Origin of the sequence: Priestia sp. RMT2NF4 (assembly GCF_047872835.1) — a bacterium.
GTDB classification, from domain to species: domain Bacteria; phylum Bacillota; class Bacilli; order Bacillales; family Bacillaceae_H; genus Priestia; species Priestia zanthoxyli.
The window spans coordinates 122,202-137,343 of record NZ_JBLQZO010000009.1; the positions used below are offsets into that span (position 1 = coordinate 122,202).

Sequence of the window (15,142 nt, forward strand, 5' to 3'; positions counted from 1 at the left end):
TTAAAATTAAGAAGCTGGTTCCTTTAATTTAGCATATTGATGCAATAAGTCTTGCTCCTCAGGTGTTAATGCTTGTCCTAAATCTTGTTTCAGTTCCACCATTTCTAATGAACTGTACGTAGAGCAATGTTCTTGCAGCAAGCATTCCTCTTCTGGTGTAAGTTTTTGCCCAAGGTCTTGCTTTAGATCAATCACTTCAAGCTGTTGTTCCAATGTCACTTCTGTTTCTTGTGTACCCATTTCTTGATCCTGCTCAGCCTCTAACCAATCAGGAACGATTTCTTTACGGATAATATGTTTTCGTATAAACAATTTTGTTGATGATTCTTCTTTATGTATAACTTCCTCATGAGTTGGATATACTGATGAATAATCCTGGTTTTTAGGATCAACCAACTGATAGAATTGGTTTTTCGCAATTTTGTAGAGTAATTGGCACATATTATCTAAGGACAAAGAATGGCCTTTATGATTAGCTTCATGTACATATTTGTCTAATCCAACAATAGATGTATATGCAATTTCATGTATTTGCTCTTTTTCAATCATAATCTCTGTATCTCGTTTTACGGCTTTTGCAGCATTTTGAATGCGAGCATAAAAGTCTTTTAATTGATGACCATACTTACCTGCGTAGACTTGATTGACTTTCTTAGGAACACCTTTGATATAAGTAAATGACTGTGAAGCAGACATTAAATGATTATTTATATGATTTACAGGTAAATCAAGGTTAATAAAGGCACCAGATGATTTATCGGCCTTTAAGCTTGTTGTATCAACGTTTTCAACACTTTCAGGATGCATCACAGGAAGCGTCACAGGAGTTGTCATTTCTTCTTGTTGGACCGTTTGTATACCTGTTGTATCATGGGCAAAAAAGATTTCTTCGCAAATGTGATTAAAGTTCTTATGGCTTTTAAGAATAAACACATAGCTATCAGGATGAGTACCTGTTGCATCCTCTTTAATGTAACGTGCTACAAGGACAAACGGCGTCGCTTTTAACGAACGTACAAAACGAGAAACCGTACTTTTAGAAACTTTAAATTTCTTCATGAGTGTTTCAGAACGAATGGCTTGGATGCCTGTAGCCACTAGGTTATAGATGACATGATCAAGCATTTCCATTCTTTTTTTAGGAAATTCTTTATGTATGGCTGATTGGTTCTGTTTGTAATGGGTACGAATAATTTCTAAAAACTCTTCTTTCTTTTTCCGAAGTATGGATTTATTCTTCCATAACCACTTAAACCTTCCGTTGAAGGTGTCTACATCTTTTAAATAGCAGGTCAATATTTTTGTCATTTGTTCATCTTCTCCTTTAAGGAACACAAAAAAGACACTATTTCCCTTAAGAAAGGAAAACAATGCCTTGATTTTGATGAACTAAGCCCTTGAAATAGATGTTAATTTCATATAAAATAAAAACATAAGTTTTACTTTATAGAAAACTAAATCTATTAACAAGAGACTTCGACAAGTGTTTTCCCTACCGCAATTAGGGGGAACGGTTTAAGTGTGTTGGTCGCACTACTTAAACAGTTGAAGTCTTTTTTCTATTCCGGTCATTTTTGTTAGTTTTATTATAGCGTTAATTAATCTCATAATTCAATAAAAATTAGTAATATATCTCAAAAGAATTCTTTTTAACTATTTTTCCTTAATAATAAATTTATTTTATTATACAATTCATTTTAAAGATTGAGGAGGGTCAAAAAAATAACCCTCCTCAATATATTAAAAATGTGTTATAATCGATGGATTTTATAATCAAGTTACAACATAACAATAAAAAGCTTCTACTATCTCGGGGACTGACCCACTAGTAGAAGCTTTTTATTATTTACCTATTAATTTTTCCCACCATGTTTTTTTCTTTTCTAACTCTGCACTAGCAGAAGCTTCTTCAATCATCCTTTTACTTTCTGATAATCCTTTTCTTAACTCTCCTATCAACTCAGTATCTTTTCTATTTATCATTTGTTTTAATTCTTGATTGGTTTGGCTAACTTTCTGTAACTCTTCTACTAACTTTTGATTAAATTGCATCTGCTGTGTCATCTGTTGTTCTTGTTGTTGTAACATCTTTTTTATTTCACTTAGTTCATCGTTTATAGAGATAGAACCTTTTTCTTCTTGATTTTTGACTGTAATAGTTATAGGAAGTCCATCACTTGCCAAATTATCGTTTACATCTTCTTTTAGTAACCCCTCGCTATAGAGTTCACGGATTTTCTTTAATAGATCTAGCGATTCAATACTTATTTTATAACGTCTACCTTCTTTTTTGAAATTCAAAAACTGTTCATGGTTAATTAAATACCTTTTTAATGTTTCAGGAGGAATATTGGTATATTCAGATGCTTCTGGTACACCAATGAAGTTTGCACTTTCAGAATTATTCATGTAATCCACCACCATTTATTAGGGTTTTATGTACATTCACTCAGTTCACAGTCATTCATTTGTAAGTTTTATGAAAGTTCATCCGGTTCACAGTCATTCACTCACTTCATTTGATTATGTTCACTCAGTTCACGGTTATTTACCTGTTAGGTTTATGTGTATTCACTCAATTCACAGCCACCTATTTATTTAATTTTATATGATTTCGACAAAAAATCAACAATTCCTGTTTGGAGTTTGCTTATATATCTTATTTTATGAACTGTTATCACTTAAGTTTAACTTAAGTTCTACTTGAATTAGTGTTGGTGTGTTTTGTGGTGAACGTATGGTGAACTTGTGGTGGTTTTAGTTGAACTTATCCTTTAGTTGCTTGAAAAATAGTTATTAAGTTCAAATTAAGTTAAACTAAAGATGAACTTATCGCTTTTGAATGAAGCCGATTTCTGCTCCAAAGATGCTCTAAAGAAATAGGGTGGGTTCTGCAATGAACTAATAACAGTCCATTATCTATTTTTAGGATGGAATTAAGATAATTTCTATTCCCAATGTAGAGAATGTCTACTCAGTTAGTGAGACATTTAACATTAATTAAAGTGACAAAAATTCTTTTTTATAAAAGTTAGGTCTATAGACTATCGCACAATTCAAAAATTGGTAAAAAAATAGTTTTATTTATCTTAATGTCAACAAAAAGAGATTAATTGGTTCTCGTATATCAGAAATAAAGGGATTGTTGATTCATGTAAATATAGTAGAGAGTTTGATATCATGAGAAATAATGTAAAAAATAACAAAACATAAAGAATCGACTGGGGGGGATATTAACTTGTTACTTTCAAAATTGATAGATTATTATGCTCTGCATGATTTGCATAAAGACCGCAGTAAAGAGAATCAATACCATATTGATTCTGCTCATGCACAAACGAATATAGATAGAGATATTTTTTTTGAACTACCATCATCACTTGCAGATATTGATTTGAATATAACTTCTAAACAAAATGGCTACAACATAGGAGAATTTGGATTTGAAAGTTTGATACCTTCTGGGGATCATTCCAATGATTACGTAAGAGGTGAGTCTTTCTTAAATGAAGCTGGAAGTAAGCCTAATGTTATTTTTGTACATGGTTGGCGAATGAAAGGGTTTGATAGGGTAAAGAAGATTTTTCATGATTCAATTATGAATAATTTAGGGTGGAATATGTACTACTATACACTTCCTTACCATTTAGAACGTCAGCCAGAAGCATCACTTTACAGTGGAGAACTTATGGTTAGTGCCAATGTTAATAGGACTGTTGAATCTACTAGGCAAGCAATCGTTGATTTAAGGGCTCTAATTCAATGGATAAAAAATAACAAACAAGGTCCTGTAATTATAATTGGTGTTAGTCTCGGTGGCTTTATCTCAAATTTAGTTGCTACACTTGAGTCAGAAATTGATGCATTAGTTTCTATATTCTATTCTAATCGCCTTAGTTATTCAATATGGAATACGATTCCTGGTAAGTATATAAGAAAGGACTTAGAGTCTCATGGAGTTAATTACAACGATCTGGTGAAGTATTGGAAATTAACCGAGCCAAATCAAGCACCTCCAAAAATGAATAAAGAAAATATACTACTAATTTCTGCTAAACATGATCAGTACGTTCATATTCAAGATGCAGATCTATTATGGGAGTCTTGGGGTAAACCTACACGTTGTGTCTATAATTGTGGGCATGCAGGAATAGTACTTAAACGAAAAAAGATTGCAAAGGATACGATTTCTTTTCTACAAAATAAGCTAAAGAGGTAATGGGCATATGTTCATGTTTATAATGGTGGCTTTACTGTGGTTAATGAGTTCAATTCTTTTTTTTAGAAATCCTCAAAATGAGAAAATTAGATGGGCAAGTGTTATAGGGTTTTGTGGAGGTTTTGGAGGGATAGGAGCCTTACTAGGAAAAGGGATACATCGGCCAGAATGGGTATTACATTTGGATGGGATATTTACATCGATAGGACACTATTTTACACCATATAGTATGTTGATTTTTGGAATAGTTTATTCGGATGCAATTGGTAATGTAAGAAAGAGAAATATATTAAAGGTGCTCTTACTAATTCCAATCTTTATTATGTATCTTATGTTTCAAGTATATCCAGAGTTTAAAGTTAATTTCCGTATCTTAGCGATTTGGGTAGTACCATACGTGATAGTAGCTAATATTTTATTGATATACGCCGCATGGCGAGAAGATCGTCCAATTATTAAGAGAAGAAAAATACTGACTTGTGTATTTGTAGTTCCAATGTTTACGTTTGCGCTAATCACAAATATTATCTTAGAAGCGTTGGGGATTGTGGGCGTATGGCATTATAATCCTTGGATTATAGTAATTCAATTTCTTGTTTTTGTTTACTTTGGAGTTAAATATGGAATTCTTGGAGTGCGAATTAGGTTCGAAAAAGAAATGCGTGATTCCACAATGAAAGCAGCGCGTTCCGGTACAGCGTTGTTCAACCATACAATAAAAAATGAAATAGCTAAAATTGATTTATTAGTGAATCAGATCAAAGAACAAATTCCACCTGAAGAAAGGTATGCTGAAAATCTAGGATTAGTTTTAAATTCAACAAATCACGTTTTAGAACTTTCAAGGCGTATTCAAAGTAAGATAAACGTTACAAACCTTAAAGAATCTGAATTTTCCCTCATGAAAAGTATAGATTCAGCAATTAACTTGCTTAAACCTTATTTAAATATGAATCCTGATATCACAATCATTAAACAATATGAAGTCGATGCTATAGTTTTTGGTGATACCGAGCAATTACAAGAAACTTATTTAAATATAATCAAAAATGCCAGTGAGGCAATGAATGGCCAAGGTGTAATTCTAATAAAAGTCTATAAGACTCGAAAGAAGATTCATATTGACTTTATAGATGAGGGTAAAGGAATTGAAAAAGATGAACTTACTCACGTATTAGATCCATTTTATTCAACTAAACATAATCAAACAAATTTTGGACTTGGTTTAACCTACTGTTACAATGTCCTCAAAAAACATGGTGGCGATATTTTAGTAAAAAGTAAGGTCAAAAAAGGAACAACTTTTACATTAACTTTGCCTTCCAAGAGAATTATTGAATTTAGGGTAAATGAACAATTTAACTCTAAACTAATAGGAGAGAATAACCTATGGACAAAATAAAATTAATGATTGTAGAAGATGATCCTGTTTGGATGCAATGTATAAGTGATTATATAGAAAAAGAGAACGATATTACTGTCGTTACACAAGCTTACAATAAAGAAGAAGCCTTACAAGTTGATTATAATAATATTGATGTAGTTTTATTGGACTTAACGTTACTAAAAGATGAGGGTGATGAAGAAAACCTAAATGGTTTAGAAGTTGCTAGGCACTTATACAAAAAAGGTTTAAAGAAGATCATTATGCTAACATCTTGGGATGAAAAGGATATTATACTTGAATGCTTTGATACAGGTGTTGTTAATTACATAACAAAAACGTCTTATAGAGATATTCCTAATGCTATTAGAGAAGCATTCAGAGGGAAAGTTAGTCTCCATGCTGATGTCACAAATGTATTAGTTGGAGAGTTAAGGAAGGAAAGAAAAATAAAGATATTAACGCCAACAGAACGTGAAGTTTATACCTTAAGGGAACAGGGGTTAAATAAATCACAAATTGCTGACAAATTATATAAATCTGTCGAAACAATAAAAAGACAATTACGAATTATAAAAAGCAAAATGCAGTGAGGAGTTAGTTTGCAGCTAATTTTTTCATTACATTTTGTTTTTTTTGTTATGTTTTCAAAGACTATAATTTATAGAGAAAACTACATATTTTACCACGATTATAACCGTTTGAGGAGGGGTATTTTTTTGACCCTCCCCTAAACTGATAAAATCTTCTAACATATATTTATAACTTATTATTCATTAACGAGTTAAGTAAAGATTTTAAGGATTCTCTGTCGGACTGTGGTAATCGATTAACCTTTAAAAGTATATCTGTAAGTAATCTAACTTCGTCAGAAGACAAAGAGCTAATTAAATTTGTAAGTTGACTTATTTCAGGAGTATAAGAGGCATCTGTTTTTTCTTGAGAAGCACTTATAGGCAAAACATCGTTAAGCGTGACACCAAGAGCGTTACAAATTTTGGCTAAGGATTCCACTTGAATAGATCGAGTACCTCGTTCTATTTCACTGATGGTACTTTGTGAAGTTCCAGATAAAGAACCTAATTCCATAGTAGTAAGTTTCATTGCCTTTCGATATTCTCTGATTTTTATACCCATATATTTCTTGATATCCATTGCACTTCATCCTTATAAAATATTTGTATTTAGATTTATCTTATCAGAAAAAATTCGCAAATAATAAAAACCTAAAAATATTCGTAAAAAAATTATTTATAATCAGTTTACAAATTATGTACAATCGAATATAATGTGTTCAAGGAGGTGCTAGAAATAAATACCATACGAGAAAAGAGGTTATCCAAGAAATGGAGCCAAACCTATCTAGCTCAATTATCAGGAGTCCCGCAACCAACTATTTCTCAAATCGAAAATGGGACTCGTCAATATCCAACGTTTGAAAATATGAAGAAAATCGCAGAAGCATTGGATCTTAGATTAGAAGATATTTTCTTACCAGGTCAGAAGGATATGAACTAAGTTTTTAAATACTTAACAGCTTAAAGGGGCGATGAACATGGAAGCACAAAAGCGACTAGCATTCTATGATATATCAGATGCACGGGGGAAAAGTGCCAAAACCTTTGATGGAAAGTTGTATACGTTAAAAGGAGGGATAGCAGTAGAAAAAGGCACAGGCGATGTCAAACGTGTAGCTGATATTTATTATGAAGTACGCTCAGTGATGGATCAGGCACATACCATCGTCGCCAAGCGAAGAAAAAAAGATGAGGAATTGAAGGAAGTTTTACAAAAGACCTGCTAGTTCTTAGATGCAGCATACAAGCGATTTTGAAACGTGCCGAGAGCACGAGAAGTGGTACCTTGACAATTACATATTGCGTGCCTCCCCTAAACGGATCACAAGGGGGTTAAGGTATACGACAACAAAAAGGTTCGATGAGTGCGTCCTAAAACTCATCGGTGATCTAGCAATAAAACAGTGACGGTGTATCTATGATCTGTGAAGAGTGATGGCGTGAGGGTAACTCCGAAGAAGCGACAACACTCCAAACAGTAGATACACGAGGTTCTTCGTACATGCCGAAAACGTTGTGCATTATTGGGCTTAGTGAAAACTATGCATGCCAATATAGGGTTTGCCCTTCCAGCCAGAAACGGGTATATATTTCCTTTCATAGCCTTGAAAAGACAGAGATGATGGCTAAACCTATGGTAAAATATGACTCTCGGTAGGTTTCAGAATCGCTTGTTATGTCTGAATATTAAGAACAAAGGAGAATGGTTATGAAAAACAAAAAATGGTTACTTTCTGCGGTTGCAGGAATCGTTGTGGCTCTTGGAATAGGCACAGCGTTTGTCTCTTCCTACAATTCAAGTGAAGTGAAAGGAAATGGTGAACTAGAAGAATTACATCCTCTTCAAATGAAAAAATTCATGAAAGAAGATGGCACAGGATTTGTGATGTATTCATTCCGTGAAAGTACGCGTCCAGTGTACATGAATGAAGTAAAAAAGGCTTTAAAGGAAAATGATGTGGATGCAAAAGAAATCTATAGTCGTGATCCACAATATGATCGTGATAAGAATAGTAACTATTATGGAGTACCACAAGATTCTGATACATTAGCAGCCTATAAAGATGGAGAGTTAAAGCAACAAATTAAACTAGACGATTATGAGTCATCCCAGTTAGAAACAGAACTTTCCCATTTTGTTGAAACATCCAAAGAACTGTATTTCGAAGAATAAGAGATTTGCCTTGAAAGGTGGTGGTATCTTGACGATCTCCCAAAAGGAATTAAAGAAATCAAAAGATCTCGTGGAAAAGTTGTTAAAAGTGAATAGTAACAAATACAATGACTGGCTACATCAACAGCACCAACAGTTTATTGAAGAAAATCAAGATTTAATTCTTCAAGCATTAAGTGCCTTTACAGGTCAAGAAGAAGAGGAGGAGGAGAAAAGCGAACCAAAAGTAAATGAACAAGTTTCTGTAAGACCAACAAGTATTCCTGTAACGCAAAATTAACGAAAACGAGGAGTGAAACACATGTTAGATTTATTAAATAGCGTAGATGTCACGCAGTTAACCTCTCATTTAACGTTAGGTGCGGCTGACGGTATGAATGGCCTGATAGAAAGTGGAAAGTCTATTATCAAATGGATGCAGCGTATTGCGATGGTGGCGGCAGCTCTTGCCTTTTGTGTAGGTGGTTATCACTTAATCTTAGGCGGAGAACGTGGTCGTCATAAATGTATCGCATGGTTTGTTGGAGGCGCAGTTGGGTTAGTGGTAGTGATGGGTGCTTATGCATTAGCTGAAGGTGTAAATACAAATATCCGATTCGGAAGTTAAGAAAGCTATACAGTCTATTGTATAGCTTTTTTCTATGCTCATTTTTAGAAGAAAGGAATGGAGAAACATGCTGTCTGTCATGTTTATAAAAAGTGAAACGAAAGAGTTGAAGCCATTTCAAAAGTTATCAATTCCAGATGCTTGTGAGATGACAGAGACATTAGAAACCCACTATCAGCGTACGAAGAAAAAAGCTCATGCAGATTTTTTTATCCTCGATGAGGAAGATCAAGAGGTATATGCAGGAACATTGTCCATTGGATCGGGTCATGCTCGCCATGTAGTCGATCATATTAAGAAAAAGTTAAGCTCTTTAAAAATGGACGATATACAGGAAGCTCGAAAGAGAAGTTTTCTTGAACAATTGGAAAAGGAAGTACCGGACCATCTGAAAACAACAGATGGTTCCTTTTCTTTAGAGGAAGAAACAGAGGATCATGTGCAAACGACTCAAACGCCTGTCCTTTCTACTCGTAACCGAAGGTTGATCTATGGTGGAGGGATTTTATCCCTCCTTATCCTTTCAGCAACGTGTTTTTCGACTGTAGCTACTTCTCAAGATCGAGCTGAAACAATTCAAGATTTACAAAAACAAGTCAAACTGGAACAAAAAATAACAGGAACATATGAAAGAGCACTCTTAGGGGATTCAGAAGGGGCTTTAAAACGCCTTTCCTCAATTAATGAACAAAGTCTAACGAACGAACAAAAAAACGTCTATATGAGCCTTCTCATCGATCAAAAAAAGTATGAGAAAGCTGTTCAGCTTCAGGGAGACCATCCAGAAGTAGTTGAAAATATGATTTCAAAGAAGGGAGATGTCAATGCGTTAAAAGAGTTTCAACAAACGTTTCCTTCTCCAAATGGAGCCTTTGATCTTGCTTATCACGAACAACGATGGGAAGATATGATGCGTCAATCTGGAGTAGAAATGACAGATAAACGGTATGAAATGAAGGCTTACGGCTATCTGAAGCTAGATAAATTGAAAGAGGCCAAAGAAGCAGCAGCACATATTCAAAGCCAAGACCTGAATCAAAAAATAGAAACCTATGAGAAAACAAAGAAGGAGGTAGAAGAGACGAAAAAACAAGTAGAGGAGGAAAAGAAGAAAGATCCAAAAGATGAAAAGAAAATACAATCTTTAACGGATCAGCAGAAGAAACAAGAAGAACTCCTAAAAAATCTATAAGAAAGGATGAATAGGATGTATTCACAAACGAAAGTGAAAAACCAGAAAAAAGCCTTTGTCGTAGGGATTGAGTACTATGAAGAAGACTTATTTTTAGAAATCGAACTAGGTACGTTTCACACCACTCAACTTCATGCCCAACGTATTGCGAACAGTGTTCATAATGTCATTCTTTTAGAGAATCAGATTGTCATTATTTTCAAAAATGCTGATTCGATCACTCTTACAGATGATTTTCTGAAATATGCGTTTAAGTTTCGATTATGCACGAAACCAACTATGCCACCTCTTGATATCTCCAAGCTCACTCAACAAGAAAAAGACGACTTAGTTTTTAATGAAGCCTATATGGTGACAGAAGAGGACATGAAAGAGGTGCAATGGGACATTAACACGGCTTTTCGTTATCTTCAACATCAGTATGAGGCAAGAGATCAAACGTTCTTTTCCCTTTCATCTAGTGCCTATTATGTGATTCCTACTTCTGAACAGATTGACCAGGAGGGAATGAGAAATGCAACCTAATAAATCCATCAAATATGTGGTCGCTGAAAAACAAGTACTTATTCCTTTAAGTGCTTGTTTTTTTGTGTCTATACTTCTCATCTTGAACTTTCTTTTTAACATGATGCGAAGCCTTATTCAAACAACGTTTAGTGATGTATTTGAACCGCAGCCTTTTCATTTGGAACCATCTTTTTTGACAGAGATTCACCTTCAACAGTACTCGCCTTTATATGGAGCTATGTGTCTAGTTGCTGCCTTATTAACGGCAAAATTTGCTTATAATATTCGATCTAACTTTAAAGATTTAAACCGCAATCAAAAAGGATCGGGGCGATTTACAACAAGACGCGAACTGAAAAAGCAATATCGAAAAGTACCTGAAAAAACGACAACGTATCAAGGTGGAGGTGGTGTACCTGTTTCTCGTATTCAAACCTATGACCTGATTCAAACGTGGAAAGAGTACAAAGCTTTAAAGGGAATACAGAAGCTTCTCCACACACATCGATTCTTTACGAAGAAAAGCTACATGCTGATTGATGATACACCCGTTAATAATTTGATCATTGGGATTACACGATCAGGGAAAGGAGAAACCTTTGTTTTTCCAACGATTGATATCTACTCACGAGCTGAAAAACAACCTTCCTTAGTCTGCAATGACCCTAAGGGCGGTGCGACACGTTCCTAAGTGAAAAGCTTAGGCATTATTGCACCTACAAGTTCAATAATGAACTGTTATTCCGAGATGCCAAATGATGGGGTAACGCCCTGAAGGGCGCCTCTAATCCTCCGACATGCGGTTAGATTAGCAAGAATCTGACGGTAGGAAGCTCGGTGAAGTCGGCTGAGAGCTATCGTAAGTCTAATGACACGAAAGCCGTCCAGAGGTGGATGGTATAGCCTATAGGCCGGGAGTCTACAAAACACTTATGGTTAGAATGCATAATAAGTCAGTCGCGAGTTCTGAAAATGCAGACGAATCTCCGATGGTACGGGTCTATATCGGGAGCATATCGAAAGGTATGTTGACACAAACAGTGTCGCTACTGTGGGCTAGTAAAACTCTCCTTTATGAACGTCCATATATTGTTATAGGCAATATCAAGGTAGCAGGCTCATAGGAGAAACCTAACAGTGTATATGTACAGATAGGAATAACGGAACGTGGTAAGCTACTAACGCTGAAGACTTGCTTCTTACGAAGCGTTTCTAGGGAAAGCACTAATGAGATTAGTTAGTCGTATAACCTAGATTTATAGTAGTGAAGGTGGTGGCACAGTACCAGTGAAGCGTCTAATGAACGTGGAGGGATAGCCACTAGTCAATCAAAGGCTAATTAAGTTACCTACGGTTAACATGGTTTCGAGTAAGACTAAGAGATGTAGTATTACTCCCGCAATAAAAGGAGGCTACAGCCCATGTTGAAGAAAACCAAGATAAGACATAGTGAATATTACAATATGCAAGATAAATATGACCAATTATATTCCTCTAGTCTTAACGGTAACAATTTTTATAAGTTGATGAAAATTATCGGTTCAGAAGAAAACATTAGATTAGCGTATCGAAATATAAAAGCCAATAAGGGTAGTAAGACCGCAGGGGTTGATGGGTTAACAATTAAGGATATTTGGTTCCTTAATGATATTGAAGTTATCAAAGAAATTCGTCAAAGGCTGAGCATGTATAGACCTCAAGCTGTAAAACGAGCTTATATACCTAAAGAGGGAAGTGACAGTACACGTCCACTAGGTATACCTACAATCTGGGATAGGTTGGTTCAACAATGTATTCTACAAGTTCTAGAGCCTATCTGTGAAGCAAAGTTTCATAATCATAGTTATGGATTTAGACCAAATAGGAACGCTCATCATGCACTTAGCAGAATGGTCAGCTTAATGAATATAGGAAGACAGCATTATTGTGTAGATATAGATATTAAAGGTTTTTTTGATAACGTCAATCATGGCAAGTTACTAAAACAATTATGGACATTGGGTATTCGAGACAAATCACTTTTATGTGTGGTGTCTAAAATGCTTAAGTCTGAAATTGAAGGCGAAGGAATCCCTATAAAGGGAACGCCACAAGGCGGTATCTTATCGCCTCTATTATCCAATATTGTTTTAAATGAGTTGGATTGGTGGGTCAGTAGTCAATGGGAAACCTTTAAACCTAGAAATTATAAGAAACCTATCGGTTTCAGATCACATGCAGTTAAGTATACAAACTTAAAACCCGGTTTTATCGTAAGATACGCAGACGATTTCAAGATAATGTGCAGAACATATCAAGGTGCACAAAGGTATTTTCATGCGACCGTTGATTTCCTAAATAAAAGATTTGGTCTTGAAATCAATAAAGAGAAATCTAAAGTCGTAAACCTTAAAAAGAATGCTTCTACCTTTTTAGGATTTAAAGTTAAATTAGTTCAACAAAATAAAGCGAAATATGGATTTGTGGCTAAAAGTAGCATGTCAGACAAAGCTATGATGAATGCTAAACAAATCTTAAAAAGTAGAATCAAAGAAATACAAAAACACCCTATACCTGAAAGTGTCTTGAAATTCAATATTACCCTTATAGGAATACAGAATTACTATAAATACGCTACTAAGATTTATATAGATTTAACTAAAATTAACTACACTCTAATTAAGTCCATGAAGTCCAGACTTAATCATAATGGAGAGATTATTCGCTTTGACAGCACACCGAAGAAATTTCAAGAGAGAGCAAAAGGAATTAAACCAAACTCCAAAGTATATTCGGTATCTCAAACGCCTTTGCTTCCAGTTACAGGCATGCACCACAAGAATCCATGGAATTTCTCTCAAACTATATGTAGCTACACCAAGTTGGGGAGAGCTAAGATTCATAGGAATCTTAAAGCGATACCTAAAGATGTCTTATATCAAGTTATGTCTGGATACTCTAAGAATCGGGGCATTGAATATAACGATAACAGAATATCAAAGTATATCGCTCAGTATGGAAAATGCTATGTAACTAATGAAGTCATAGGAATTGACAGAGTACATTGCCATCATTTGGTTCCTTTAAAAAATGGAGGGTCTGATAGGTATACCAATTTAGTCATAGTAGATAAATATATACATCATCTTATCCATATGACAAATGAAAAGAAAATCAGAGCTTCGCTCTACTTATTGAGATTAAATTCGAAAAGGCTAGACAAGTTAAATACTCTCCGAATTAAAGCTGGTAATGAACCAATAGTACTGTAAGTTAACTTATAACTATTAGCTAGAGATGATGGGACGCCGTATGACGGGAAACTGTCACGTACGGTGTTAGGTGGGGGAAAAGGTGGAGATTATATCAAATCCTTACCTATCACGCACAATTGCTTGCAGCTTCTAAAAAAACGTTAGAGGAAAGAGGCTATCATGTTGAAGTTTTAAACTTACTCAATCCATTAGAATCCATGAGTTATAACCTGTTAGAAATGATTAAGGAAACGTATAAAGATGGTGATTATTCAACAGCTCAAGCTTTATGTAACACGTTATCCTATACACTTTACTACAATCCAAATGCGAAAGATCCGTTCTGGCAACAATGTGCCATGAGTTTATGTAACGCTATGATTCTCGCTGTTACAGATAAGTGTATTAAGGAAAAGACAGAGAATAAAATCACCATGTACACGGTGGCAAATATGTTGTCAGAGTTGGGATCAAAAGAGATTGTCATTAATAAACAAGGGGATACCCAAAATGCGTTAGACATGTACTTTGATGGTCTTCCGACAGAAAGTGTAGCCAAAATGCAGTATGCGACTTCAAACTTCTCAAAAGGTACGACAAGAGGAGGAATCTTCACCCAAACGATGAATGGATTATCCATTTTTACGTTTGATGAAATCGCCAAGATGACCTCTAAAAATAGCGTCGATTTAAAACGTGTGGGCTTTGGCAAAACAATCAAAGGAACAGCAGCACCTCTTACTCGCTTAGAAATAACCTTTCCAGATGGTCAAAAAGAAACAATTAAAACGGATGCCAAAGGATTATTTGAAGTCAATTTTACAAGTGAGTTAAAAAGTAATGATGAAATTATTCTTGGTGAAAAGTTGAGTGATAAAATCGTTACTTCATCGAGGCTTGAAACAGTGATATCGATTAATAAAATCACGAAAGAAACAGGAGCTACGACGTTTACAGTCGAGAAGCAGCATCCAACCATTCATGTCAAGGAAGTGACGTATTTTACAAAACCGATTGCGATATTTATGGTCACGCCAGACTATGATTCAAGCAATCATGTAATAGCCTCTATCTTTGTTCGGCAGTTATATTATGTGCTTTCAAAGAACGCTTCGTTGGCAAGAGGAAACAAGTGTCATCGAGAAGTAGTCCTAATTTTGGATGAATTTGGAGTGCGCCCATACGGGCATATAGAGAATCTCCTTAGACAAGAGATGGGAGTCTGCGCTTAACCCATTTACCACCTTGC

General features: G+C 35.0%; 14 protein-coding genes and 2 pseudogenes. 13 read left to right on the top strand and 3 right to left on the bottom strand.

The annotated features are described in order from the left end of the window. Positions 1–6 precede the first annotated feature (6 nt). Positions 7–1,308: a replication protein gene (locus tag ACMX9J_RS24790; RefSeq protein ID WP_416226351.1), complete on the bottom strand. Its 1,302-nt coding sequence runs from the start codon at positions 1,306–1,308 to the stop codon at positions 7–9. Positions 1,309–1,842: 534 nt separating this feature from the next. Continuing rightward, positions 1,843–2,409, bottom strand: coding sequence for a hypothetical protein (locus ACMX9J_RS24795; RefSeq protein WP_043981748.1), 567 nt, complete (start codon positions 2,407–2,409; stop codon positions 1,843–1,845). Positions 2,410–3,238: 829 nt separating this feature from the next. On the opposite strand from ACMX9J_RS24795, the gene ACMX9J_RS24800 reads away from it, so the two are divergent. From ACMX9J_RS24800 to ACMX9J_RS24810, 3 genes are read left to right on the top strand one after another with little or no spacing between them, the layout of a single operon-like run. Beyond that, a complete protein-coding gene (locus ACMX9J_RS24800) occupies positions 3,239–4,219 on the top strand; it encodes an alpha/beta hydrolase (RefSeq protein WP_310879011.1) in 981 nt (326 codons plus the stop codon). Between the two features lie 43 nt (positions 4,220–4,262). Next, positions 4,263–5,621 carry an ATP-binding protein gene (locus ACMX9J_RS24805; RefSeq protein WP_416226352.1) on the top strand — a complete coding sequence of 453 codons (1,359 nt, stop codon included), beginning with the start codon at positions 4,263–4,265 and terminating at the stop codon, positions 5,619–5,621. Next, the gene (locus tag ACMX9J_RS24810) at positions 5,609–6,196 is read left to right on the top strand and encodes a response regulator (RefSeq protein ID WP_099331430.1); all 588 of its coding nucleotides are present in this window, start codon (positions 5,609–5,611) and stop codon (positions 6,194–6,196) included. The genes ACMX9J_RS24805 and ACMX9J_RS24810 overlap by 13 nt, the downstream gene beginning before the upstream one ends. A 166-nt stretch (positions 6,197–6,362) precedes the next feature. Here ACMX9J_RS24810 and ACMX9J_RS24815 read toward each other — a convergent pair whose 3' ends face one another. Then, on the bottom strand, positions 6,363–6,758 hold the full coding sequence (locus ACMX9J_RS24815; protein WP_416226353.1) for a helix-turn-helix domain-containing protein: 396 nt from the start codon (positions 6,756–6,758) through the stop codon (positions 6,363–6,365). Between the two features lie 147 nt (positions 6,759–6,905). On the opposite strand from ACMX9J_RS24815, the gene ACMX9J_RS24820 reads away from it, so the two are divergent. The 10 genes and pseudogenes from ACMX9J_RS24820 to ACMX9J_RS24865 form a co-directional block, all read left to right on the top strand. Continuing rightward, complete coding sequence (locus ACMX9J_RS24820; RefSeq protein WP_075422774.1) at positions 6,906–7,121, top strand: helix-turn-helix transcriptional regulator; 216 nt, start codon at positions 6,906–6,908, stop codon at positions 7,119–7,121. A gap of 37 nt (positions 7,122–7,158) precedes the next feature. Continuing rightward, positions 7,159–7,407 carry a hypothetical protein gene (locus ACMX9J_RS24825; RefSeq protein ID WP_416226354.1) on the top strand — a complete coding sequence of 83 codons (249 nt, stop codon included), beginning with the start codon at positions 7,159–7,161 and terminating at the stop codon, positions 7,405–7,407. 482 nt (positions 7,408–7,889) lie between these two features. After that, complete coding sequence (locus ACMX9J_RS24830) at positions 7,890–8,354, top strand: hypothetical protein (RefSeq protein ID WP_416226355.1); 465 nt, start codon at positions 7,890–7,892, stop codon at positions 8,352–8,354. Between the two features lie 28 nt (positions 8,355–8,382). Further along, complete coding sequence (locus ACMX9J_RS24835) at positions 8,383–8,634, top strand: hypothetical protein (RefSeq protein ID WP_416226356.1); 252 nt, start codon at positions 8,383–8,385, stop codon at positions 8,632–8,634. A gap of 21 nt (positions 8,635–8,655) precedes the next feature. After that, entirely contained in the window at positions 8,656–8,961 is a 306-nt protein-coding gene (locus tag ACMX9J_RS24840; RefSeq protein WP_047933325.1) for a hypothetical protein, read from the top strand. A 67-nt stretch (positions 8,962–9,028) separates the two neighbouring features. Continuing rightward, entirely contained in the window at positions 9,029–10,153 is a 1,125-nt protein-coding gene (locus ACMX9J_RS24845; RefSeq protein WP_416226357.1) for a hypothetical protein, read from the top strand. A 15-nt stretch (positions 10,154–10,168) separates the two neighbouring features. Next, entirely contained in the window at positions 10,169–10,678 is a 510-nt protein-coding gene (locus ACMX9J_RS24850; RefSeq protein WP_416226358.1) for a hypothetical protein, read from the top strand. After that, positions 10,668–11,333: pseudogene (locus tag ACMX9J_RS24855) on the top strand (type IV secretory system conjugative DNA transfer family protein); the annotation flags it as partial. The gene ACMX9J_RS24850 and the pseudogene ACMX9J_RS24855, both read left to right, overlap by 11 nt. A gap of 748 nt (positions 11,334–12,081) precedes the next feature. After that, positions 12,082–13,911 carry a group II intron reverse transcriptase/maturase gene (ltrA, locus tag ACMX9J_RS24860; protein WP_416226359.1) on the top strand — a complete coding sequence of 610 codons (1,830 nt, stop codon included), beginning with the start codon at positions 12,082–12,084 and terminating at the stop codon, positions 13,909–13,911. Between the two features lie 116 nt (positions 13,912–14,027). Then, a pseudogene (locus tag ACMX9J_RS24865) lies at positions 14,028–15,074 on the top strand (VirD4-like conjugal transfer protein, CD1115 family); the annotation flags it as partial. Between the last annotated feature and the right edge of the window lie 68 nt (positions 15,075–15,142).